The 23,836-nt window shown below is 72.0% G+C and carries 18 protein-coding genes and 1 pseudogene; 6 read left to right on the top strand and 13 right to left on the bottom strand.

The features are described 5' to 3' along the window. Positions 1 to 5: 5 nt before the first annotated feature. From M1L60_RS23880 to M1L60_RS23900, 5 genes are read right to left on the bottom strand one after another with little or no spacing between them, the layout of a single operon-like run. A complete protein-coding gene (locus M1L60_RS23880) occupies positions 6 to 824 on the bottom strand; it encodes an amidohydrolase family protein (protein ID WP_253239718.1) in 819 nt (272 codons plus the stop codon). Next, positions 821 to 1,975 carry a mandelate racemase/muconate lactonizing enzyme family protein gene (locus M1L60_RS23885; protein ID WP_253239719.1) on the bottom strand — a complete coding sequence of 385 codons (1,155 nt, stop codon included), beginning with the start codon at positions 1,973 to 1,975 and terminating at the stop codon, positions 821 to 823. The genes M1L60_RS23880 and M1L60_RS23885 overlap by 4 nt, the downstream gene beginning before the upstream one ends. 2 nt (positions 1,976 to 1,977) lie before the next feature. Further along, a complete protein-coding gene (locus M1L60_RS23890) occupies positions 1,978 to 2,859 on the bottom strand; it encodes a carbohydrate ABC transporter permease (protein WP_253239720.1) in 882 nt (293 codons plus the stop codon). Between the two features lie 3 nt (positions 2,860 to 2,862). Continuing rightward, positions 2,863 to 3,747, bottom strand: a complete 885-nt coding sequence (locus M1L60_RS23895) for a carbohydrate ABC transporter permease (protein ID WP_253239721.1) — start codon at positions 3,745 to 3,747, stop codon at positions 2,863 to 2,865. After that, the gene (locus tag M1L60_RS23900; protein WP_253239722.1) at positions 3,744 to 5,111 is read right to left on the bottom strand and encodes an ABC transporter substrate-binding protein; all 1,368 of its coding nucleotides are present in this window, start codon (positions 5,109 to 5,111) and stop codon (positions 3,744 to 3,746) included. Before M1L60_RS23900 ends, M1L60_RS23895 begins: the two co-directional genes overlap by 4 nt. A gap of 162 nt (positions 5,112 to 5,273) precedes the next feature. Here M1L60_RS23900 and M1L60_RS23905 point away from each other — a divergent pair, with 162 nt between their 5' ends. Beyond that, positions 5,274 to 5,465, top strand: coding sequence for an alpha/beta fold hydrolase (locus tag M1L60_RS23905; RefSeq protein ID WP_253239723.1), 192 nt, complete (start codon positions 5,274 to 5,276; stop codon positions 5,463 to 5,465). A gap of 59 nt (positions 5,466 to 5,524) precedes the next feature. Beyond that, a complete protein-coding gene (locus M1L60_RS23910) occupies positions 5,525 to 6,964 on the top strand; it encodes a glycoside hydrolase family 76 protein (RefSeq protein ID WP_253239724.1) in 1,440 nt (479 codons plus the stop codon). A 151-nt stretch (positions 6,965 to 7,115) separates the two neighbouring features. Here M1L60_RS23910 and M1L60_RS23915 read toward each other — a convergent pair whose 3' ends face one another. The 3 genes from M1L60_RS23915 to M1L60_RS23925 form a co-directional block, all read right to left on the bottom strand. After that, positions 7,116 to 10,121 carry an AfsR/SARP family transcriptional regulator gene (locus M1L60_RS23915; RefSeq protein WP_253239725.1) on the bottom strand — a complete coding sequence of 1,002 codons (3,006 nt, stop codon included), beginning with the start codon at positions 10,119 to 10,121 and terminating at the stop codon, positions 7,116 to 7,118. A gap of 493 nt (positions 10,122 to 10,614) precedes the next feature. Further along, the gene (locus tag M1L60_RS23920) at positions 10,615 to 11,817 is read right to left on the bottom strand and encodes an MFS transporter (protein WP_253239726.1); all 1,203 of its coding nucleotides are present in this window, start codon (positions 11,815 to 11,817) and stop codon (positions 10,615 to 10,617) included. An 81-nt stretch (positions 11,818 to 11,898) separates the two neighbouring features. Continuing rightward, positions 11,899 to 14,682 carry an AfsR/SARP family transcriptional regulator gene (locus tag M1L60_RS23925; protein WP_253239727.1) on the bottom strand — a complete coding sequence of 928 codons (2,784 nt, stop codon included), beginning with the start codon at positions 14,680 to 14,682 and terminating at the stop codon, positions 11,899 to 11,901. A 296-nt stretch (positions 14,683 to 14,978) separates the two neighbouring features. Here M1L60_RS23925 and M1L60_RS23930 point away from each other — a divergent pair, with 296 nt between their 5' ends. Both M1L60_RS23930 and M1L60_RS23935 read left to right on the top strand, forming a co-directional pair. Continuing rightward, a complete protein-coding gene (locus M1L60_RS23930; RefSeq protein ID WP_253239728.1) occupies positions 14,979 to 16,724 on the top strand; it encodes a DUF6055 domain-containing protein in 1,746 nt (581 codons plus the stop codon). A gap of 222 nt (positions 16,725 to 16,946) precedes the next feature. Then, positions 16,947 to 18,026, top strand: coding sequence for an AF_0692 family protein (locus tag M1L60_RS23935; RefSeq protein WP_253239729.1), 1,080 nt, complete (start codon positions 16,947 to 16,949; stop codon positions 18,024 to 18,026). Here the strand turns inward: M1L60_RS23935 and M1L60_RS48315 are convergent. The 5 genes and pseudogenes from M1L60_RS48315 to M1L60_RS23950 form a co-directional block, all read right to left on the bottom strand. After that, positions 17,942 to 18,628, bottom strand: a complete 687-nt coding sequence (locus M1L60_RS48315; RefSeq protein WP_369077252.1) for an FAD-binding protein — start codon at positions 18,626 to 18,628, stop codon at positions 17,942 to 17,944. The two genes, M1L60_RS23935 and M1L60_RS48315, sit on opposite strands and share 85 nt — an antisense overlap. Positions 18,629 to 18,751: 123 nt before the next feature. After that, a complete protein-coding gene (locus M1L60_RS23940) occupies positions 18,752 to 18,895 on the bottom strand; it encodes a hypothetical protein (RefSeq protein ID WP_253239730.1) in 144 nt (47 codons plus the stop codon). A gap of 91 nt (positions 18,896 to 18,986) precedes the next feature. After that, positions 18,987 to 19,196, bottom strand: a pseudogene (locus M1L60_RS48320) (oxidoreductase); the annotation flags it as partial. 28 nt (positions 19,197 to 19,224) lie between these two features. Continuing rightward, positions 19,225 to 20,157, bottom strand: a complete 933-nt coding sequence (locus M1L60_RS23945) for an NADP-dependent oxidoreductase (protein ID WP_253239731.1) — start codon at positions 20,155 to 20,157, stop codon at positions 19,225 to 19,227. Between the two features lie 188 nt (positions 20,158 to 20,345). Beyond that, positions 20,346 to 20,852, bottom strand: a complete 507-nt coding sequence (locus M1L60_RS23950) for a MarR family winged helix-turn-helix transcriptional regulator (RefSeq protein ID WP_253239732.1) — start codon at positions 20,850 to 20,852, stop codon at positions 20,346 to 20,348. A gap of 74 nt (positions 20,853 to 20,926) precedes the next feature. Here M1L60_RS23950 and M1L60_RS23955 point away from each other — a divergent pair, with 74 nt between their 5' ends. Beyond that, positions 20,927 to 22,738: a multicopper oxidase family protein gene (locus M1L60_RS23955; protein ID WP_253239733.1), complete on the top strand. Its 1,812-nt coding sequence runs from the start codon at positions 20,927 to 20,929 to the stop codon at positions 22,736 to 22,738. Positions 22,739 to 22,813: 75 nt separating this feature from the next. Beyond that, a complete protein-coding gene (locus M1L60_RS23960) occupies positions 22,814 to 23,833 on the top strand; it encodes a medium chain dehydrogenase/reductase family protein (protein ID WP_253239734.1) in 1,020 nt (339 codons plus the stop codon). Positions 23,834 to 23,836: the final 3 nt, after the last annotated feature.

The raw sequence follows: 23,836 nt of genomic DNA on the forward strand, positions 1-23,836 counted from the left end.
CGGGTTCATGAACTGAGCCGGTAGCAGGTCCGGGCGGTGCGCGAGGTGATCGCGTGCCGCTCCCCCGCGCTGAGGCCGGCGATCATCTCGTCCACGGCCTCCCTCCAGGGGACCGGCCCGGCACCGAGCCGGGCCATCGGCCAGTCCGAGCCGTACATGAGCCGGTCCGGGCCGAACGCTTCGACGGCGACACCGATGATCCGGCGCAACCGCTCCGGGTCGTTCACGAGACCGGCCAGACCCGAGACCTTGGCGTAGACGTGCGGATGCGCCGCGAGGACCCGCAGACCGGTCGCCCAGGCGTCGTCGTCGGTGGTCTCGGCGATGCCACCGAGGTGGTCGAGGACAAACCGCGTGCCGGGGCGGGCCTCGGCCACCTTCGCCGCCAGCGGCAACTGCCAGGAGCGCAGGACCAGGTCGAAGCAGAGGCCGCGACGCCCCAGTTCGTCGAGGGCGGCCCCGACGTCGGGCCGGGCCAGCCAATCCGGATCGGGGTCGACGTGTACCAGGTGCCGGAGGCCGACCAGCGACTGGCGGGCGCCGGCGGCCAGCATCCCGAGCTGGGCGTCGACGTCGGCGGTGAGATCGATCCAGCCCACCACACCGGCTATGCGACGACCGGGGTCGTCCAGCAGCCGTACGGTCTCGGCCATCCGGTTACCGGCCTGGACGACCACGGCCGAGGAGGTTCCGGTCTCGTCGAGCATGCGCACCAGGTCGGCGTAGCTGAAGTCACGGTCGATGGCCGCCATCGTCCGGGGGTCGATCCACGGCTGAGGGTCGGTGGCCCGGTTCCACAGGTGGACGTGCGCGTCGACGGTCATGACGGCGAGCCCGGCCGGTCGGGCACGAGGCGCAGTCCGGCCCGGCGGGGACGGACGTGCGGCCCGGACGCGCCGGCCACCGGGTTCGCTGCCCGTACGGCGTTGATGTGCTCCTCGTCGACCCGGATCCCCAGGCCCGGCTCGTCGCCGAGCACGATGCCGCCGTCCATGATCTGCTGGTCGATCTCGAGACCGACGGGCGCCGTGAGGTGCTGGACCTCGAAGGCCAGATGGTTGGGCACAGCCGCCGCCGCGTGGGCCAGCGGGTTGGCGTGATAGGTCACCGCGCTCACCGGAAGATCATGGCAGTGCGCGACGGCCGCGACCCGCAGGAAGTGGGTGATGCCCCAGACGTTGCCGACCTGGACGATGTCGACGGCGTCGGCGTCGAGCAGCGGCCGGTACTGCTCCAGACCGGTCAGGTTCTCCCCGGTCGCGACGGCGGTGCGCAAGTGCTGGCGGACCGAGGCGAGGCCGGCCGCGTCCCACCGGCGCACCGGTTCCTCGATCCAGGCCAGGTCGACGTGGCGCTCGAGCTCGGTGACGAACCGGACCGCCTGCGTACGGTTCCACGACTCGTTGGCGTCGAGCATGAGCGCCGGGTCGGCCGAGTTGCGGCCGAGCACGTCGCGGACCGCGAGCAGCCGGCGCCGGTCGTGCCGGACGTCGTGCCCGCCCTTGAGCTTGGCCGAGGTGAACCCCCGGTCGGCGTAGTCCTCGTAGACGCGGACGAGCGCGTCGTCGTCGAGGGCGATGTCGAGACCCGAGCCGTAGCCCGCCACGAACCGGTCCCGGGCGCCCAGGGCGCGCCAGAGCGGTTCGCCGGCCATCTTGGCCTTGAGGTCCCACAGGGCCATGTCGATCGCGCCGATCGCGCCGAACGCCGCTCCCGCGTGACCGGTCTTGAACACCCAGCTCAGCATCCGGTCGTACAGGGCGGTGACCGCGCGCGGGTCCTCGCCCTCGACGGCGCCGAAGACCCGGTCGATGTCGCCGTGGGCGCCGACCCCGACGCCTTCCAGCCCCTCGTCCGTCTCGAGGATCAGCACGTGCACATCCGTGCTCGGCCCGGGCATCACCCCGTTGGCGTCGCCGGTCAGCCGGCCCCAGTCGTGCCGGGTCTGCAGGCTGCGGTAGCCGGTTACTTTCATGGTTACTCCTTGGTCCCGCCGGCCGTCATGCCGGCGACCAGGAAACGCTGGGACACGAGAAAGACGATCAGCACCGGCAGCACCGAGACCACGGTGGCCAGGGCCAGCGTGGGCAGCTGGACCGACTGGGCGCCGGCCGAGCTGGGATTGAAGGCCGGGGTCGAGGCGAGCAGCGAGGTCAGTCCGACCTGGACCGGATAACCGTCGCTGGAGGGCAGCATCACGAACGGCAGGAAGAAGTTGTTCCAGTTCTGCACGAAGCTGAAGAACGCCACCAGCGCCACGATGGGCGCGGCCAGCGGCAGGGCGATCTTCGTGAACACCTCGAACTCGCGGCAGCCGTCGATCCGGGCCGCGGCCAGCAGGTCGCGCGGGATGCTGGTGGAGAAGTAGATGTAGGTCAGGTAGACCCCGAACGGGAAGAACGACATCGGCAGGATCACCGACAGCGGGCTGCCGATCAGGCCCACGGCGTTGAGCTCGAGGAAGATCGGCAGCACCAGCGCGGTGTTCGGGATCAGCATGACGACCAGGGTCAGCACCAGCAGCAGCCGCCGGAACCGGAACTCGGTCAGGGCCAGCGCGTAGCCGGCCGGGATGCCGGCGACCAGGGTGATGATCAGCGCGCCCAGGGCGTAGAGGGCCGAGTTGCCCATCCACGTGGTGACCGCGCCGTCCTGGAACGCGAACAGCTGACTCCAGTTGGTGCTCAGCCCGTCCAGGCTCCCCGGCGCGAACGGGTTGCCGACGATCAGGCCGCGCGCGGATTTCGTGGTGGCCAGCAGCAACCAGACGAGAGGGATGGCGAAGAACAGGACGAATACGGCCACCATCACGGTGACGATGGTGCGACCGCTCCAGCCTCGGAGCCCGGCAGAAGTCATGGCTTAATCCCGCTCGAACAGGCCGCCGCGCGTCACGAAGACGGCCGACAGCGCGAGGGCGATGACGAGAAGCAGCAACGAGATCGCGGCGGCGCCGTTGAAGTCGTTCTGCTGGAACGCGTACTGGTAGGCGAGCTGGTTGAGCGAATAGTCGTTGGGCACGATCGCGTTGCTGGCCTGGGAGAGCAGCTGCGGCTCGACGAAGAGCTGGGTGCCCGCGGCGAGCGACATGATGCCCATGTACGCGATCCACTTGCGCAGCATCGGGATCTGGATGCGCCAGGCGATCTGCACGGCACCGGCCCCGTCGACCCGGGCCGCCTCGATCACCTCGGCGCTGATGTTGTTGAGAGCGCCGTACATGATCACGATCCACCCGCCGGCGCCGGTCCAGAACGCGATGATGGCGAAGATGACCGGCAGGTTCCCGGGCACGATGACCTGGACGAAGCTCTCGAAGCCGAACAGCCCCAGCAGGCCCGAGACCGGGCTGGCCGTCGGGTCGAGCACGAACAGCCACAGCATGACGCTGGACGCGCCGGCCAGCGCGCCGGGCAGATAGAAGACGAACCGCAGCGTCCGGCTGAGCCACCGGACCCGGATCGCGTGCACGATCACGGCCAGCACGGTCACCAGGACGACCAGAGCGCCCAGCCAGATCAGCAGATACAGCGCGACGTGGGTGACCGCCGGCCAGAACCGGAAGTCGCCGACCACTTTGCTGAAGTTGGCCAGCCCGGCGAACCCGCCCTCGGCGTCGGTGAACGCGAGGTACAGAGCGTAGAGGGCGGGCAGAATCCCGAAGGCCAGCGTCAGCACGGCGTAGAGCGAGACGAAGCCGTAGCTCATCGCGCCGCGTTGGCGGGCAGTCCGGTCGACCATGGTCATTTAACGGTGTATCCGTCCACCTGGGCTTGGTTCTTGATGGCGGTCTGCCACTCCGGCAGCAGCGAGACCAAGCTCTTGCCGCTCGCGATCCCCGGCGTCATCGTCTTGGCCCAGATGGCCTCCTGGCTGAAGATGCCCGAGCCCCAGCCGCTCCAGATCGCCGTGCCCGCCTCGACCACGGCCTGCAGGTCGGTGGCGTAGTACTTGCTCTCCTCCTGCTTCTTGACCCACTTCGCGCCGGCCGGCGCGTAGGCCGGGTAGCCGGGCGCGACCTCCACCTGGTACTCGTCCGCCGTGGTGGCGAAGCGGACGAAGGACTCGGCCGCCTTGAGGTTCTTCGAGTGGCTGCTGACGAACCAGGTGCCGCCGCCGACGTTGCCGGTCACGGCCTCCTCACCCGCCCAGGCCAACGGCGCAGCCACCCCGAGTTGGCCCGCCGGAACCTTGAGCGACTCCGGGTTGTTGAAGATGGCGCCCGAGTACCAGGCCGGACCGGGCGCCATCAGCACCATGCCCGAGTACTTCTTCACGAACTCCGGGGTGAAGACGCTGATGTTCGGCGTGGTGCCGTTCTTGACGAGCACGTCGAGCATGCTCGCGACGCGCTGGCACTCCGGGCTGCCGGTGTTGACCGTGACCGCCTTGGGGCCGGTGACGTCGTTGGCCTGGCACTTGCTGCTCCAGAAGTAGATCTCCGGGGCGAAGGCGTCGCCGACCGTGCCGATGATGTAGCCGGGGTGCTCCTGCGCGACCTTCTCGCCGAGCGCCTGGTACTCCTGCCACGTCTTCGGCACCTGGTAGCCGAACTTGTCGAGCAAAGCCTTGTTGTAGAAGAGCACCACCTGGGCCAGGTCGTTGCGCAGGCAGTAGACCTTGCCCTCGACGGTGCACGGGTTGAGCGCGCCCTTGGTGAACTGGTCGAGAGTGTCCTGGGCGACCAGTCCGTCACTGAGCACGGCGGCGAACGCCTGCTTGCCGTTGCTCTTCTGGCTGGCCCAGGCCGCGTCGTTGTTCTGCGACGAGAACACGACGTCCGGCCAGCCGCTGCCGGCCCGGTCGAACAGCTGCATCTTGGTGCGGAACGAGTTGGAACCGTTGGCCGACCCGTCGTAGGTCACGACCTCGATCGGCACGTCGGGGTTGGCCTTCTTGAAGGCATCGGCGGCCTTGGTGCGGTCGGCGTCCACCCACACCGTGATCGTGGCCTTGTCGTCCTGAGTGGCCTGAGGGAATCCGTACGAGCCCGTGGTGGCGCTGTCGTCGCTGCCACCCCCGCAGCCCGCCAGCGCGAGGGCGAGGACCCCCACGCTGCCGGTGATGGTCAGTAGGGAACGGACGTATGAAGCACGCCTGAAACGGGCCATGTCGGTGTCCTTTTTTTGATCTTCCTTATTGACGCCTCGTTCATCGACCCGAAATATAAGAGCATACGTATGATGTTTGCAAGGGGTATGACGTGAAGCGATGGCGTACGAGGGCAGCGGCGGGCTGCGGACGCTGACGGTGGACGCGGTTCGCTGGGCGCGGTGCCGGGCTGGCCCGGGGCCGAGGACTGCCCGCCGCAGCCGATGATCGGCCAGACCCGCGCGGTGTTCGAGCGGTACGCGGCCGCCGGCGGCAGCTTTCGCGAGGTCGTCTACGCCGACTGCGGCCACTCGCCGCACATCGAACGCCCGGCCGAGGTGACGGCGGAGCTGCTCAGGTTGTTTACAGATTGATGTAAATAAATGCATTGGGCTCTCCCCCGAGTGCCCCGCGGCGATGCACAATCCCCGGCATGTCGGTATTCAGGGGCAGGATCCTGGCGGCCGGAACGGTGGTGGCCGTCGCGGCCGGGGTGCTGGTGGCTCCGAGCCCGGCCGCCGCGGCCACTGTCTGCAACCGCTTCTGCGACGGGCGCGACGCCGCCCAGGCCGGTGGCGACCGCACGCCGGTGCGCAGCACGCTGTACGGCCGGACCTTCACGCTGCACGTCGACGACGCCAACTCGATGGGCTGGGCCACGATCGAGGGCGGGAAGGCGGGCGACGAGACCTGGCTCGACCGCTCGTTCGACGGCGGCCGCACCTGGGCCGGCAACAGCCGCCTGGGCAACACTGTCGTGCCGGCCGGGGCGACCAGTGGCCGCAGCCCGATGTACAACGTCGACGACTGGGCGAACCGGGGCGTGGGCGCGCTGCGGGCGTGCGGCAAGGCCGGTGACCGGCCCGAGGTCGCCTGCACGGCGTGGGCCCGCAGCACGTGGAACGCGGCCGGTCGCAGCCGGGCCGCCGCCACCGCGATGATGATGCGCTACGACCAGAACACCGGCCTGTTCGACGGCAACGCCTGGTGGACCAGCGCCAACGCGATGAGCGCGCTGATCGAGAACATCCGGGTGTCCGGGATGGACAGCTACCGGTACGCGATCGCCACCACGTACGACAAGCAGGTGAACAGCCGCCAGGGGCAGTTCCGCAACGAGTACATCGACGACACGGGCTGGTGGGGCCTGGCCTGGATCGCCGCCTACGACCTGACCGGCGACAGCCGCTACCTCGACACAGCGCGGGCCGACGCCGATCACATGCACGCGTACTGGGACGGCACGTGCGGCGGCGGCGTCTGGTGGAAGACCGACCGCAGCTCCAAGGTGGCCATCGCCAACAGCCTCTACATCCAGCTCAACGCCGAACTGGCCCAGCGCTTGACCGGTACGACGGTCTATCGCGACCGGGCGCGGGCCGGCTGGTCCTGGTTCGCGGGCACGGGCATGCTCACCTCGGCCAATATCGTGATCGACCGGATCAGCCCGGACACGTGCCGCGCCACCAGCGGCCCGCTCACCTACAACTCCGGGGTCCTGATGAACGCCCTGGTGCAGCTGAACCGGGCCACCGGCGACGCCGGCGCGCTGACCGTGGCCCGGCGCGTCGGCGACGCGTCGACCACGCACTCCGCCCTGAACTCGGGTGGCATCCTGCGTGAGCCGGGCGAGGGCGACAGCTGCCAGGGCGACCAGCCGTCCTGGAAGGGCGCGTACGCACGCGGCCTCGGCGTGCTCAACCGGGCCACCGGCGGCGCCTACAACGCCTACCTGCAACGCCAGGCCACCAGTGCCTACACGACCAACCGCAACGCCCTCGACGAGTACGGCATCCACTGGGCCGGCCCGTTCGTGCCGAGCGCCCACGCCTGCCAGCACGCCGCCCTCGACCTGCTCAACGCCGCCTCCTGAGCCGTCAGGCGGCGGGAGCCGGTGTGGCCCGCGGGGCGGCCTCGGCCCCTTTCCTTGACGGTCGCAGCGGGCGCGGGTCGGGCCAGGTCGCGCAGGCTGCGCCCGGTCCGGTCACGCAGCTGCCGCAGCCGTCCGGCCAGGTCGTCGCGCATCAGAGGCGCTCCCGCAGGCGTGCGGCGAGGGCCGGTTCCATCCGGTCGACGAGCTGTGCGGCCCGGGTCCGGGTGGCGTCGGCGGCCGCCTCGTCGCCACTGGTCCGCTGGGCCTCGGCCAGTGCGACCAGCGCCTGGGCCTCGTACACCAGACTGCCGACGGACCGGAAGCGGTCGGCGGCCTGCCGCAGCGAGTCGGCGGCCCGCGTCCGGTCGAGTTCGGCCACGGCCGTCAGCACCTGGCCCTCGGCGAGCCGGTCGTGGGCGCCCGCGGCCCGTTCCCGCGCCGCCTCGAGCAGGGCGTGCGCGGCCTCCGGGTTTCCCCGCCGCAGCTCGACCCGGGCCTGTTCGACCAGTACGTGGGCCTCGCCCGAGGTGTCGCCGATCTGGCCGGCGACGGCGAGGGCGTCCCGCAGCGGGCCGGCCGCCGATTCGTGGTCGCCGGCGGCCAGGTGGGCCTGACCGGTCCGGTACAGCACCTGGGCCAGCACCCGGGGCTTCTGGCTGGTCCGCGCGATGTCGAGGGCCTCGGCCAACGAGGTCAGGGCGGCGGCGGGCTCGCCGTGCAGCAGGTGGATCGCGGCCTCTATCTGCAGGATGTACGCCACCTCGGCGTCCCGGCCCTCGGGCCGGGCCGACGTGAACAGCTGGAGGGCGGTGGTGGTCCGGCCGTACCGGTACGCGACGAAGGCTTGGGCCCGCATCGACAATGACGTCCCGTGGCGGTCGCCGAGCTGCCGGAAGAGGGCCTCGGTGCGGGCCAGGTCGCGCAGCGCGCCCTCCTGGTCGTGCACGTCGGGCACATCCATCCGCAGGGTGAACAGCATGACGGCCTCGCCGCGCCGGTCACCGACGCGCCGGGCAGCGTCGAGGGCGGCGGTCAGCACGGCCTGGGCGTCGTCCCGATAGGCGCGCAGGCTCAGGAACGGGTGGACGGCCTCGGCCAGGGCGTGGCCCACCTCGGACAGGTCGGCCCGCGACGCCTGGTGCACCGCGGCGACGATGCTCGGCCGCTCCTGCTCCAGCCAGGCCGGCGGGTCCTCGGTCACCGCGTCCACCAGCATCGGCGGTGGCGACCAGGCCGGCGTACGGCTGTGGTCGGACAACACCTCGGCCGCCATCTGCGGTCCGGTCGCGGCCCGGGTCAGCGCCAGCACGGCGTCGAGCATGCGCCCGAGCGCGGTCGCGGCCTCGACCGGTGGCTCGTCGGCGGCCAGCCGCTGCCGGGCGAACCCGCGCACCAGGTCGTGGAAGCGGTACTGGGTGAGCAGGCCGTGCCCGGGCAGGATCGGCTGCACGAGCTGCGCGTCGACCAGCTCGTCGAGCGCCTCCTGAGCCGTGTCGACCGGGGCGCCGGCCAGCGCCGCCGCGGTCCAGCCCGAGAAGACGTGCGCGTCAGGGATGGCCAGCAGCCGGAACAGGCGGCGGGCGGGGTCGCTGAGCGCGTCGTGGTTGAGGCTGAGGCTGGCCCGGATCGCCATGCCGCCGTGCACGAGCTCGTCCAGCCGGCGTTCCTCGTCGACCAGGCGAACGGCCATCTGCCGTACGGTCCAGTGCGGACGCAGGGCCAGCCGGGCCCCCGCGATGCGCAGGGCCAGGGGCAGGTAGCCGCACTGTTCGGCCAGCGTGCGGGCGAACGTGGCCTCCTGGCCGACCCGGTCGCCGCCGACCACCCGGCCCAGCAGCTCGAGCGAGTGCTCGGGCGAGAACTGTCCCAGCTCCACCACGGTGGCCGCGGCCAGCCCGGCCAGCCGCCGCCGGCTGGTGACCAGCACCGCGCACGACGTGCTGCCCGGCAGCAGCGGCAGAACGTCCTGCTCGTCGCCCACGTCGTCCAGCACGATCAGCACCCGCCGGTCGGCCAGCAGGCTGCGGAACAGCCCGGCCCGCTCGTCGACCCCGGCCGGGATGTCGCCGCCGTGCACCCCGAGCATCCGCAGGAACCGTTCCAGGATCGCCGCCGCGTCGACCGGATGCGGGCCACCGGCGTGCAGACCGGCGAAGAGCTGACCGTCGGGGAACCGGTCGGCCAGCCCGTGCGCGGCGTGCACGGCCAGGGTGGTCTTGCCCATCCCGGCCCGCCCGGCGATGGCCACGATGGGCACGGCCAGCCGCCCGCCGCCGGCCGCCGCGCCCAGCGCCTGCCGGATCGCGGTCAGGTCGGCGCCGCGGCCGGTGAAGTCGGCGACCGTGGCGGGCAGGGTGCGCGGGACGCCGCTCGCCTTCTCCGCGGGCTGGACGCCGCTCGGCTTATCCCCGGGCTGTCCCCGCAGGACGTCCAGATAGACAGCGGTCAGGGCGGGGGACGGGTCGGCGCCGAGCTCGTCGGCCAGCACCCGGCGGGCGTCGGCGTAGGCGGCCAGCGCCTCGGCCGGTCGCCCGGCCGCCGCCAGCGCGCTCACGAGCTGGGCCCGCAGCCTTTCCCGGAGAGGGTGGGCGGCCACCAGTTCGCGCAGCTCGGGCACCAGATCGGCGACCGCGCCGCGCTGCCGATCGGCCTCGATGCGGTCCTCGAGCGCGGTGACCCGCAACTCCTCGAGGCGGACGGTGAGTGACCCGGCGAACGGCGCCGCCCGCACGTCGGCCAGCGCGGGACCGCGCCACAGGCTCAGGGCTTCGCGCAGCACGGCCGCGGCCCGGGCCCCGTCGCCGTGGCCCAGGGCGGTGCGGCCGGCCCGGGCCAGCCGCTCGAACCTGTGCACGTCGACCTCGTCGGGGTCGCCGCCGAAGCGGTAGCCGACCGGGTCGGACGACACGGCGTCGCCGAGGACCGCGCGGAGGCGGGCGATCTGCGAGCGCAGCGCGTTGACGGCCCCCTCGGGCGGCTGGTCGCCGTACACGCCGTCGATCAGCCGCTCCACGGTGACGGCCTGGCCGGCGTGGGCCAGCAGCAGGGCGAACAGCGCGCGCAGGCGCGGGCCCCCGATCGGCAGCGCGGAGCCGTCGGCCGCCCGCGCCAGAGCCGGGCCCAGGATGCCGAACCGCACCGGCGCACTGTCTGTCACGGATGCATTGTCCCGGCCGCCCCCGGGCCGTGCCCACCCCGTGCCCGGTCGGTGCCCGGCCGGTGCTCAGCCGGTGCCGGGCCGGCCGCACGGTGAGGTCCTTCGAACCAGCAGGGAGGCTCGCATGCGGCGTTCGATCCGGCAGTTCGCCGCGCTCGGCCTGGCCGCGGCCGTCGGCGTCCTGTTCTACCTGCTCGTACCCCTTTTCGTGGCCACCGGCAGGCCGGTCTCGCCGCTCGTCTGGCTCGGCCTGCAGCTGCTCGGCGCGGCTGCGGTCGCCGCCGTCCTGCTCGGGCGGCAGCACTGCCCGAACGACCAGATCCGCCTGCGCGGGCAGATCGAGCAGCTCCATCAGGCCGCCCGGGCGGCCGGGCGGGATCCGGCTTTCACCGGCGCGGTGCGGCCCACGGCGGTCGGGCGTCTCGACGACGACCAGGTCGGCGCGATCGTCGACCGGATCGACCACTTGTTGCTCGCCCTGCACCCTCGCTCGTCAACCGGTCGGAGCCTCCACCCGGTCCCGGGCGAACCGCGTGCCCAGGACGGCCGCGGTGCCGAGCAGGCCGCTCAGCCCGACCACCGTGGACGGGGACAGGCCGGCCTGCACCGCGGCGCCCGCGGCCAGGAAACCGAGCCCCTGGACGACCAGCAGGCCCGAGGCGGCCACGCCCATCGCCCGGCCGCGGAACTCGGGGGCCACCCGGCGTACGAAAACGGCGTTGAGCGGCACCAGGAACGAGGCCCCCGCGCCGGCCAGCACGAGCAGGACCAGCAGCACGGTCAGCCCGGGACCGGCGAGGGCGGGCACCAGGGCCAGCGTGGAGAGCACGGCCGCCGGGCGCAGCAGCCGGTCACGGCGCTCGGGGGTGACCACGCGGGTCAGCAGGATCGCGCCCACCATGAACCCGGCCGAGGGCGCGGCCAGCAGCAGACCGGCCTGGGCCGGGCCACCGCCGAGGGACGCCGCATAGGGGTAGGCGATCGCCTCCGGCGCGAACGAGAAGCCGCTGGCCACCCAGACCAGGGCCAGACACGTACGCAACCAGGGGTCGGCCACGATGTAGCGGATGCCCTCGCGGGACTGGGCCAGCAAACCCTGCGGCCCGTCGCCGGTCAGCGCGGCCGGGCGGCGCACGACCCCGATCGTGATCAGGGCCGCCGACAGCGCGAACGTCGCCGCGTTGCCGAGCAGCGACCACACCGGCCCGATCACGGCCACCACGACGCCGCCGGCCACGAAGCCGAGCAGCTGGCTGAGCTGGTGGGTGATGTTGCTGAGCCCGTTGCCGGTGATGTAAGCCTCGCCGGGTAGCACCTCGGGCATGATCGCGGCGCGGGCGGCCACGAACGGCGGCGAGAACAGGTGGGCCAGGTAGAGCAGCGCGATCGCCGCCCACAGCGGCAGGCCGGGCACGGCGACCAGGGCGATGAGCAACGCGCGGGCGACATCGCACCCGATCAGCACGGCGCGTCGGGGCAGCCGGTCGGCGTACGTGGAAAGGATCGGACCGCCGAGGACCCCGGGCAGCCAGGCGCTGGCGTAGGCCACCGCGGACAACAGGGCCGATTGCGTACGGTCGTAGACGAGCACGGCCACGGCCACCGCGGCCACCTGATCGCCCAGGTAGGACAGCACCTGACCGGCGTACAGAAAACGGAACTCGCGGTGGGTGAAGAGCTCACGATAGGTCGGCATCACACCTCCGGCCAGGGGCGGCGCCGCCCGGACGTCCCCGGGCGGCGCCTCGGTCCTAACCCCAGGTCGCACCCTTGCGCTTCATGACGGCCTCCCTCCACTGACGTCGGGTCGGGATCGACGATCGTCCACCGCCCCTGTGGAAATCCTGCGGACGACGTCGGCCGCGTTCGAGTGGCCCAGCTCCTCGTAGAGGCCGAGCGCCTCACGCCAGGCGGCGACCGCTCGCGCGCCGCGCCCGCAGTCGCGGTGGAGGTCGCCCAGGTGGACCAGCGTGTAGGCCACCCAATAGAGGTCGCCGACCTGCCGGTACAGGCGCAGCGCGGTCTCGTAGCACTCGATCGCCGCGTCGAACTCGCCCAGCCCGTGCCGGATGAAGCCGAGGCTGTCCCAGACGGCGGCCCGGGAGTCGTCGTCCCCCTCGTGCTCGAACAGCGCCAGCGCGCGCTCGCAGGCTTCCAGGGCGCCGGCGAAGTCGCCGAGCTGGGCGCGGTAGAAGCCGATCGTGTTGAGCGTGTTGGCGGTGGCGTGGCCGGAGATCTCCAGCGCCCGTTCGGCGTGGGCCAGCGCGTCCGGGAGCCGGCCCTGACGTTCACGCAGGATCGCCAGCTCATGGTGGGTGCTGGACTGACCGGCGATGTCATCGGCCTGCTCGTAGTGGTCGAGCGCGAGCTGGTAGTCGCGATCGGCCTCGTCCGGGCGGTCGAGCAGGGTCCAGGCCCGGGCCAGACGGGCGTACGCGTAGGCCCGCGCCCGGTCGTGGCCGACTGTGGCCAGCGCCGCCTCCCACACGGTGACCAGGTCGTGCCAGGGACCTTGGCGGTACAGGAACGTGTCGAGCGTCCAGGCCAGCTGCCACGGACGGTCCCCGCCGGTGCGGGCGGCCCAGGCCAGCAGCACGGACTTCTCGGCCGAGAACCAGCGCATCGGGTCGTCCGGTTCCGGAGCCGCGGCGATGGGCAGGACCGGTTCGGGGCGGGCCGGGGCGAGCAGCTTGGCGGCGGCGTAGGCGGTGCCGAGGTAGTGGGCCAGCAGGTGGTCGCGGGCGGCCGGGTCGGTGCCCAGACCTTCGGCGTACGCCCGCATGAGGTCGTGCATCGAGTAGCGGCCGGGGATGTGCTCGGTGACCAGGCTCGAGCGGACCAGTTCGGGCAGGTGCGGGGCGTTGTTCAGGGCGGCGGCGGTGAAATCGGGGCCGGGGTGGGCGCCGAGCAGGCGGAACAGGTCGGCCGCGGCCGGGGTCAGCGCGGCGTAGGACCAGGAGAAGACGGCTCGTACGTCGGTGTCCGGGGTGTCACCGGCCAGGGTGGACCAGCGGCCACGCGAGTCGAGCAGGCCTTGGGCCAGCGCGGACAGGCCGGTCCCGGGCTGCATCACGGCATGGGCGGCGGCCAGGGTGAGGGCCAGCGGAAGCCGGGCGCACAAGTCGATGATGGCCTGACCGGCCGCGGGCTCGGCGGCGGTGCGCTCCCGGCCCAGGCGGCGGTCGAGCAGTTCCTGGGCCTCGCCGGGGCTGAGCACATCCAGCTGCAGTGGCCTGGCCCCGTCGGCGGCGACCAGACCGGTGAGCTGGTTACGGCTGGTCACCACCGTCACGCAGGAGCCGGCGCCGGGCAGCAGGGGGCGGACCTGGTCGCTGTCGCGGGCGTTGTCGAGCACCAGGAGGACGCGCTTACCCGCCAGCCGACTACGCAACAACGCCGACTGCGCATCCAGCTCGGCCGGGATGCGCGGCGCCGGAACCCCGAGCGCCCCCAGGAAACCGCGAACGGCCTCCCCCGGGTCAATGCCCGCACCATTTCCCTCCTGCTCCGCGCCCTGGCTGCCGTCCGCCGCGACGCCACTCCCCTCCGCCGCGCGGCCGCTGCTCCTCGCCGCGCTGCCGCTTTTCCTTGCGGCGCTCGCGGGGCCGAAGCCGCGCAGGTTGACGTAGAGCTGACCGTCCGGGAAGCGAGCCGATGCTCGGTGCGCCCAGTGGATGGCGAGGGCGGTCTTGCCCACACCGGCCGAGCCACCGATCACCGCGAGCGACGGAACTTTGTCGAGGAAGGCGAGCGCGTCGGCCCGGCCCGCGAAGTAGGCCACGTCGGCCGGCAGTTGGGCCGGCGCCGGCTCGATCGAGACCGTGGCACTGCTGGTCAGAATGGCGGCGTGCGCGGCCCGGGTCGCCGGGGCGGGGTCGGCGCCCAGTTCCTCGGCGAGCCGCCGGCGCAGCGCGTCGTACTGGCCGAGCGCGTCGGCGGTACGGCCGATCGCGTGCAGCGCCCGCATCAGCGCGACGGCGACCGGCTCGACCAGCGGCTGCTCCAGCACGACAGCGCCGAGCGGCCCGATCACGGCGGCCGGGTCGCCCGTCGCCAGCTCGGCCTCGGCCCACTCCACGACGGCCAGGAGGCGTTCGCGGTCCCAGGCGACGCGCATCGCGGAGGCCCAGTCGCCGGCCAGTCCGGCCAGCGGCTCGCCGCGCCACAAACGGACGGCCTCCCGCAGCAGCCCGACATCGCCGTGGGCCCGGGCGGCCAGAGCCCGGAACCGGAGCAGGTCGACCTGATCCGCGGGCAGGTCGAGCAGGTAGCCACCGGACCGGCGGATCAACGGATCGCCGCCGCCGTTGCGCAGAGCACCGCGCACCCGGGTCAGGTGGGACTGCAGCGTGTGCCGGGCCCGGGCCGGCGCGGCCTCGCCCCAGACTCGGTCGATCAGCGCCTCAGCGGTGACCACCCGGCCTGCCTCACAGGCGAGCGCGGCCAGCACCGCGCGCTGACGCGGTTCCCCGACCGGCAGCTGTCGTGGGCCGGCCCAGAGTTCGACCGGTCCCAGCAGACGCACCTCGAGCACAGCTCTCCCGGCGGCGAGAAAAGACATCCATCCCCAACGATGTCACACGCCCGCACCGGACTCTGCCCCGAGCCGGCTCGGCTCGGATCGGCCTCAACCCGGACCGGCCTCAACCCGGACCGAGCTCAGCCCGCGGCTCTGCGGGAACTGACGAATGCGGCCGACCGGATCGTCGCCGCTCTCAGCGCTTCCGACCTCCCGCTCGCTCCGACGATCCGGCGGGCCCTGCCTCCGCCGGAATAGCCGGGAGCGCTCCCAAGATTTCCTTAAGCATTGATGAACGCCAATTGCCGAAACCGTTTTCGGTGATTAGCGTGACCGCCATGAGCGCATCCCTCCGCAGGCCGCGCGCGCTGGTGATCACGCTGGTCGTGCTCGCCGCCACGCTGTTCGCCCTGCCGATCCGACCGGCCGCGGCGGCGGTCAAGACCGTCTACATTCCCGCCCGGTGGACGCAGACCGGCGAGGTGCCGTGGGCGGGCAACCGCACCCGCGAGTCGAACAACTTCATTCTGCTGTGGGGCGAGAAGTCCGGCACGGACCCGGTCGCGGCGCCCTCACCGTACAAATTCGATCCGGCCGACATCCTGGGCCAGCTGGAGAATTTGTACTCGTTCTACATCAACACCATGCAGTTCACGCCCGAGCAGGGACTGCTGGCCCAGCACAAGATCATTGTGATCGTCACCAACACCTGGAACCGCACCGAGCTCAACGCCTGGGCCACCGGCGGCTCGGTCGACGGCCGGGTCGGCGTCATCAACATCGATCCCCGGGCCGCCCTGCCCGGATCGTGGGGGCTCGCCCACGAGCTCGGGCACGTCTTCCAGAACTACACGTTCCTCGGCCGCTCCGGATACGGCTTCACCGACGCCAGCGCCGGCACGTTCTGGGAGACGACCGCCGAATTCATGGCCATGCAGGCGCTGCCCACGACGGCCGCCGGTGACCTGAGCCGGTGGCTGCGCTCCGAGAACCTGTACTACAGCTCGAGCCGCCACCACTACGGCAACTGGATGCTGCTGCAGTACATCAAGGACCGCGACGGCCTGGCCATGGTCAACCGCATCTGGAACGAGGCCCGCAACACCGAGCACCCGCTCGAGACGTACCGCCGCATCACCGGCATCACCCAGGCCGAACTCAACCGCCGCGTCGGCGAATACGCGACCCGCACCACCACGTACGACTTCGGCAACCGCTCGACGCTGATGCCGTTCATCAACAACGTGTACGGCGCCGGCTTCCTCAACAACGCCTACAACGGCGGCAACGTCGAAGCGGTGGCCCAGTCCCTCGGCCACTACCGGATCAACCCCCGGGTCGCCCCGTCCGACTACGGCTTCAACAAGATCAAGCTGGTCCCAGCGACCGACGGCGGCCTGGTCAAGATCCGTCTGAAGGGCCACGCCGAGACCGGTGCCACCGGCTGGACGTACGGCCTGGTCGCCGTCCGCAACGGCACACCCCGCTACTCCCCGCTGTCGACGGGCACCGACAGCCAGATCTCGTTCCAGCTGCAGTCCGGCGAGCGCGACGTCTGGCTGGTCGTCACGGCCACTCCCACGGCCGTCCCCCACTACGCCTTCCTCGACGGATACAACAAGGCAAGGCGTTTCCCGTACGAGTTCCGGCTGTCCGGCGCCACCCCGTCCGGCTTCGAGCCCGGGTACGTCAAACCGTCCCCCACCAACGGAGGCCGCTGGCACCCCAACGGCGGCGGCTGGGTGGCCGCCAACGCGTCCGTCGCTTCCACCGCCTACGTAGGCCCGAAAGCCGCCGTCATGTCCGGCACAGTAACCGGCAACGCCCGCATCGAGGGCCTGGGCTGGGTGAACGGCGGCACAGTAGGCGGCAACGCGATCGTCAAGGACAACGCCCTGATCCAGTCCGGCGCCAACCTCTCCGGCACCGTGGTCGTAGGCGGCGACGCCGAATTCGCCACCGCCTGCAGCTCCGGCACCTACCTGGCCTTCAATCCCAACCGCCGCTGCGACGGCGCCGCCGGCGAAACCGACATCAACCCGTCCTTCACGAACTTCCCCAGCACCGACCTGGCCCTCAGCTGATCCCACCCACCGATCGAGGTCAGCGCCGCTCTTTCCTCTGGTCAAAGACCGGCGCTGACCTGACCACCAAGCGCGAGCCGCGGCTGGCGACTTGCCGTCAGCTGAGGTCAGCGCCGGCGGGTTGCGGTGCCGACTATTGACCGGGCGGCACCGCGACTTCCGGCGGGAGCTGTAGACCAAAGATGGTGATGTGAGGCCGGGCGGCGCTGGTCTGCTGGAGCCATGAAACTCCCGGACGCCGGCGGCCGGATCCTGCGCAGTCCCGCCTTGGCCGTTCTGCTCGTCGCCCCCTTCTTCGGGGAGACACTGTCGACCGCGACCCCGCCGCTCGACCTGATCCTGCCGTGGCGCCTACCGCTGATGGTGGCGCTCTACGGCTGCGGCGCCCTCCTCTGTCGCGAGATCACCCAGCGCTTCGGCCTCGGCCTGCCCGGCCTGTGCCTGCTGGGCGCCGCCTACGCCGTCTACGAGGAGGCACTGGTCGACCGCTTCTGGTTCGACCCGCGCTACTGGGACGACGTAGGGATCGGCGCCTACAGCGAGGTCTGGGACACGAACCTGCTGATCGCGACCCACCTGACCGCCTTCCACACCGCAGTCAGCATCTGCGCGTCGGTCCTGATCGTCGAGCGCCTGTTCCCGGCCTCCCGCCACCGACCGTGGGTGACCCGCCGCGGCCTGATCATCGCCGGATGCGCCCTGTTCGCCGCGCTCCCCTTGACCTACGCCGATTTCATCCGCGTCCCGGCCGCCCAACTGCTCGCCGCGACCGCCCTGTGCGCCCTGCTCATCGGGTGCGCTTTCGTACGCGCCCGCCCCCACCACCGAGCCGACACTGAGACTCCCCCGCGCACGCACACCGCCGACCGTCCGGCACCGCACGCCGCCACAACCGATCCACCCGAATGGAAGCTCGACGCGGGCCTGTCCGAACAGCCGGAACCGTCCGCGGGCAGAACTCGCCTGCGCCGACCGGACCGGCCGCGATTGCTGGGCTTCATCGCGTTTGCCGGCACGGCGGTCCACTTCGTGCTCGTCTACACCGTCGCCACGACCGGGCTCGCCTGGCCGCTCGGCACGGCTGCCGCGCTGGCGCCGGTCGCGGTGGCCGCGCTTCTGATCCGCCGACTGGCGACGGGCACGGAAGGGCTGTGGATCGTCACCGGCGTCCTCGCCTTCTTCCTCGTCCTCGATATCGCGGTCGGGCTGGGTGGTCGCTACGACCTCAGCCTCGGCGCTTTGGCCGTGGCGTTCGGCCTATGGAAACTGCACAAGAAGGGCCTCACCCCCGATCGCGGGTGACGTCGATGTCGCCGGCGAAGAAGCCGGTCGGATCTACCCCGTGGCGGACCCGCTCGACCGGAAGCGGGTGTCGTCGCCGAGCGTCCGTCGCAGCCCCTCGTAATGCTGACGAAGACGGGCGCGGTGAACCCGGTGCGGGCCAGGGCCGCCAGGCCGGTCACCACCCGATGCATGGGCACCAGGCCGATCTGCGCCTCGACAACAACGCCGAAGCCTCCGCCGCCCGCCCGGAACAGGTCGGGCCGGTCGCCCACGCTCGCCTCGACGACCTCACCGTCAGCCAGGACGACGGTCAGCGACCACACAGAGTTGGCAGCCAGACCGTAGCGGCGCCCATGGAAGCTGACACCGCCGCTCGACAGATAGCCGATCACCCCGACGTCCGACGACGACCCGTGCCGGGCGGTCAGGCCGTGCGGCGTCACCAAGGGCAGAACGTCGCCCCACGTCTTGCCGGCCGGCACTCGGGCCGTGCGGGCGGCAGGACCGAAACGCACGGGCAAGTCGATCACCGGACGCAGCAACAGCGACCCGGTCAAAGCAACAGTGCGGCCAGTGGTGGTCACTCGCAGCGGCAGACCCGCCCGGCGCGCCGGCCACAGCCAGCACGACCTCGTCGACCGAGCGCGCGGTGACCGCCCCGACCGGGTCGACCTTGGCCGCCAGTTGGAAAGACGCGACCGCGTCGGCCTACCCGGCCGTCCCGGGCGGGCTGAACGGGGCGTTCATGACGCGAGGGCCGGGCAGTCGGTGCACCCGAGGTGGTCGCAGCCGCAGATGGTGGCCGGGTCGACGGTGGCCGCCAGCTGGAAGGACGTGGTCGCCTCGACATACTCGGGGGTCCCGGGCCGACTGAAGGGAGCGATCATGGCGCGAGGGCCGGGTTGCCACAGAGGGTGGCTGGTTCGGCCTCGTTGAGGCGCGCCCGGGCCGCCAAGTAAGGGCTGGCCCGGTTGACGATCAGCGCCGTCGGCCGCGGCTGCGCGGACGCGGGCCGGTGCGGTCGGCGCCGATCTCGGCGACCACGGCCGCCTTGGCCCGGAAGCGGATCCGATGGCCGATCGAGCCGCCGCATCGGTCGGTGCGCTCGTCGGCTTTGCTCGACCGGCGCTCGTGGACGGGACAGCCGCCCGCGTCGTGGATCTCGACCCCGTCGGAGCCGGCCGCGAGGGTCGCCGCGGCCGGCTGGGTCCGGAGGTCATGCGACGATGACGACCTTGCCGGGCAGGGTGCCCGCGGCGGCCTCGGTGTGGACGGTGGCCAGGTCGGCCAGGGGCACCCGGCGGGCCACGTCGATGCGCAGCTCGCCCGCGTCGATCAGTTCGCCCAGCTGCGTCAGCTGGGCCGCGTCGGGGTGGACGAAGAGGTTGATGCCGCGTACGCCACGCTGCTCGTCGCTCGGGGCGGGCATCCACACCGTGGTGTTGACCAGCACGCCGCCGTCGCGGAGCAGGGTGACCAGGGCGGCCAGCTGGGCCGGCTCGACGGGGGCCAGGTTGAGCGCCACGTCGACCGCGGTCACGGCCGTCGTCACGTCGGTGGTGGTGTGGTCGATGATCTCGTCGGCGCCGAGGGTCTTGAGCCGGTCGGCGTGGGACGGGCCGGCGACGGCGATGACGTGGGCGCCGGCCCGCTTGGCCAGCTGCACGGCGTACCCGCCGACGGCGCCACCGGCCCCGTTGACCAGCACCCGCCGGCCGGCGGTGACCTGGGCGTGCTCGAACAGGGCCTGCCAAGCGGTGAGGCCGACGGTGGGCAGGGAGGCCGCGTCGGCCAGATCGATGCTCCGGGGCGCCGCGGCCAGGAACTCGGCCGGGACCACCACGTATTCGGCGGACGCGCCCACGGCCGCCAAAGTGAGGAACGCGGTCACCCGGTCGCCGGCCTCGAAGCCGGTCACGCCCTCGCCCAGCGCGGCGACCGTGCCCGCGACGTCGACGCCGGGGGTGTGTGGCAGGGCGATCGGGATGGGGCCCTGCATGTAGCCGGCCCGGATGTTGCCGTCGATCCCGTTGAACGACGTCCCCGCGACCCGCACCAGCACCTGACCGGCCCCGGCCACGGGCTGCTCGACGTCCTCGAACCGCAGGACAGCCGGGTCGCCGTACTCGTGGAAACGCACTGCCTTCATGGCGAACCTTCAATTCTTCCGAACCTGTTTGCTTCGTTTTCGAAGCACTTCCGAACCGTAACATGCTTCGGATTCGAAGCAATGCCTTCGACGTGTGAGGTCGATCATGGCGGGCTCAGGAACGCGGAAAAAGGGGTGAACTTATCCAGGGACAAGCCGGCCCTGGCTGATCGGCACGGCCCGGTCCGTCAGGCGTTCCGGGCGCGCCCGGCGCGCGGCTTGGCCGACCGCGGCGGGTTGGCCCGCATGTGCTCGCGGACCCGGCCCAGCACCGCCCCCAGCGTCGCCAGGTCGCGGCCGGCCATCGGCTCGAACAGCAACCGCCGTACGCTCTCGACGTGCCCGGGCATGACCTGGGCGACCAGGTCCCGGCCGGCGTCGGTGACCGTCACGAGGACGCTGCGCTCGTCGTCCGGCGAGGGTGACCGCGTGATCAGCCCGCGCTTGTCCAGCAGCCCGGCCTGGTACGTGAGCCCGCTGCGGCTGTAGACGACCCCGTCGGCCAGGTCGGTCATCCGCAGCTTGCCGCCGGGCGCGTCGGTCAGCCGGGCCAGGATCTGGAACTGCACCCAGCTCAGGTCGCCGTCGGCCCGCAGGTGCTCGTCGACCGCGTACTGCAGCAGGCTGCTGACCTCCATGAGGGCGAAATACGCGCCGAGTTGCTCCGGGGTCAGGCCGGGCGTCGGATCACTCACCCCGGCGATACTACGGGCCGGTTAGGCAGGTCTTGCCGACGCGAACCGGTGGGTGCGCCGCGCACCGTGATGCGGTGTACGGAATCCTCATCCTCCTCGATCTCACGCTGGCCGTCCTGACGCTGATCGCCGCGCCCGTCGCCGGCGTCAAAGCGTCCCGCCGCTGGCTCATCGTTCTCGCCGCCCTGGCCGCGGGACGCCTCGTCCTAGCGCTGCTTCTGCTGACCGGCGGGCTGTTGCTGGCCGACTCCCGGCTCAGTGTGCAGGTGCCGCTGGCGTTGCTGCCCGCAGCCTGGGCTGCGTGGCGGCCGGGCCGGACGACCGCTCACCTCAGCGCGGCCGGGGCGGTGCTGTCGGTCTGGTGGCTGCTTGCGCCGTTCGCCCCGCAGGACACGGTGCTCGTGCTGGCCGGGTCGGCCGCCGCGCTGGGACTCGTCTTCTGGCTCTCGACGGCTACCGGACGGCGGCGGGAGTCGTCGCGCCTGGCCCGCCTGCCCTGGACGGCCGCCGCGCTGTTGCTCGTCCCGGCGACCACGCTGGTGCTGGCCGGCCAGGCCGACGCGTCGGCCGACGGGCATCAGCACGGCGGTTCGGCCGCGCTCTCGGTCGAGCAGCTCACCGGCCCGAAAGACCAGACTCCCGCCGTACGCAAAACGCTTGTGGCCGCCCGGACCGAGGTGCGGCTGACGTCCGGGGCCACGGTGGACGCCCTGACCTTCAACGGTTCCGCGCCGGGGCCCGAGATCCGGGTCGAGCGCGGCCGGCTGCTCGAGGTGACGCTGGTCAACCAGAACGTCGAGGAGGGCGTCACCGTGCACTGGCACGGCGTCGACGTGCCCAACGCGGAGGACGGCGTGCCCGGCGTGACCCAGGACGCCGTCATGCCGGGCGGCCGGCACGTCTACCGGTTCACCCCCGACCGGGCGGGCACGTTCTGGTACCACACCCACCGCGACGGCCTGCTCAACGTCAAGCGGGGCCTGTTCGGCGCGCTGATCGTCGAGGAGCCGGTCGCGTTCGACGGCCTCGACCGCACGGTCTTCACCCACGCCTGGCCCGGATCAGGCCGAGATGTGACCGCCCTCGACCGCGCCGACCAGCCCGCCGGTCAGGACGCCCCGGCCGGGCGGAAAGTACTGCTGCGTACGGTCAACAGCTCCGAGGAGCCGCAGACCGTACGGCTGGCCGGCGCCCCCTTCCAGGTCGCGGCGATCGACGGCAACGCCGTGCCGGGGGCCACCGCGCTCGAACCGGGCACCGAGCTGCAGCTCGCCGCGGGCGGACGCTACGACCTCGCCTTCACGATGCCGGCGGGCGCGGTCACCCTGTCGCTCGGCGCGAACCCGGACGCGGCCCTCACGTTCAGCCCCGGTGGCGCCGCCGGCCGGGTGTCCGCGACCGGCGGCGGGCAGTTCGACCCCTTGGCGTACGGCTCGGGCTCGGAACCCGGCCTGGGCGGCCACGACCGTACGTTCGACCTGCGCCTGGACGACGGTTTCGGCTTCAGCCAGGGTCGATTGTCGTACGTGAGCAGCCTGATCAACGGCCGCCTGTATCCCGCGGTGCCCGCCCTCGAGGTGGAGCGCGGCGACCGGGTGCGGATGCGGATCGCCAGCCGCAGCACCGTCAACCACCCGTTCCACCTGCACGGCCACCGCGTACGCGTGCTGGCCCGCAACGGCGACCCGGTGTCGGGCAGCCCGTGGTGGACCGACACCCTCAACATCGGCCGCGGCGAGGTCTACGAGATCGAGTTCCGGGCCGACAACCCGGGCATCTGGATGGACCACTGCCACAACTTCCAGCACGGCGCCAACGGCATGATCATGCACCTCGCGTACACAGGAGTCAGCACTGCGTATTCATCGGAGCACGCACCCGAGTAGCCGAGCTGTCACCGAGCGGCGATTAGGCAACTCTCGCCGACGCCGCGGGCATCGGCCGCCGAACAGACTCGGCGCGTGACTGTTACCGCCACCGAAATCGTCCTGCCCGGCGTCGTCGAGCCGAGCGGCCTGCAAGTACGCACCCGTGAGCTGCCGGCGCCGGGGCCGGGCCAGGTCGTGCTGCGCGTCGAGGCCACCGGTGTCTCGTTCGCCGAGCAGCAGATGCGCCTGGGCCGCTATTACAACCAACCGCCGTTCCCGTTCGTGCCCGGCTACGACGCGGTCGGCACGGTGACCGCCACCGGGCCGGGTGTCGAGGCCGGGCTCGCCGGGCGGCGGTTCGCGGTGGTGACCAAGGTCGGCGCCTGGGCCAGCCACCTGGTCGCCGACGCGGCGGCGCTGGTCGCGGTGCCGGACGGCCTCGACCCGGCCGACGCCGAGACGGTGGTGGTCAACGGGGTCACCGCGTACCAGATGTTGTTCCGGGTGGCCAAGGTGCGGGCCGGGCAGACGATCGTGGTGCTGGGCGCCAACGGGGGTGTGGGGTCGACGCTCGTGCAGCTGGCCCGGCACGCCGGCATCACGGTCGTCGGCACGGCCTCGGCCCGGCACCACGCGCTGGTCGAGCGGCTCGGGGCGACCCCGGTCGACTACCGCGACCCCGACCTGTACGTGCGGATCCTCGGCCTGGCCCCGGGCGGCGTGGACGCGGTGTTCGACCACGTCGGCGGGGACGGGCTCAAGCAGTCGTGGCACCTCGTGCGCAAGGGCGGGACGCTGGTCTCGTACGGGACGGCGGCCGACAAGGACAGCCCGGGCTCACCCCAGATGACCTTCCTGAACCTGTTCTCGCAGCTGTGGATGTGGCACCTGTCGCCCAACAACCGCAGCGCCCGCTTCTACAACTTCTGGGCCGCCGCTTTCAAGAAGCGGCACAACGAGGACCTGGCAGCGGTGTTCAAGCTGCTGACCGAGGGCGTGCTCACCCCGCAGGTCGCGGCCCGGTTCCCGCTGAGCCAGGCGGCCGAGGCGCTCGCCCTGGCCGAGTCGCGCACGGTGGCGGGCAAGGTGATCCTGACCGGGGAACCGACCTAGGCT

Origin of the sequence: Paractinoplanes aksuensis (assembly GCF_024137025.1) — a bacterium.
Classification (GTDB): Bacteria; Actinomycetota; Actinomycetes; order Mycobacteriales; family Micromonosporaceae; genus Actinoplanes; species Actinoplanes aksuensis.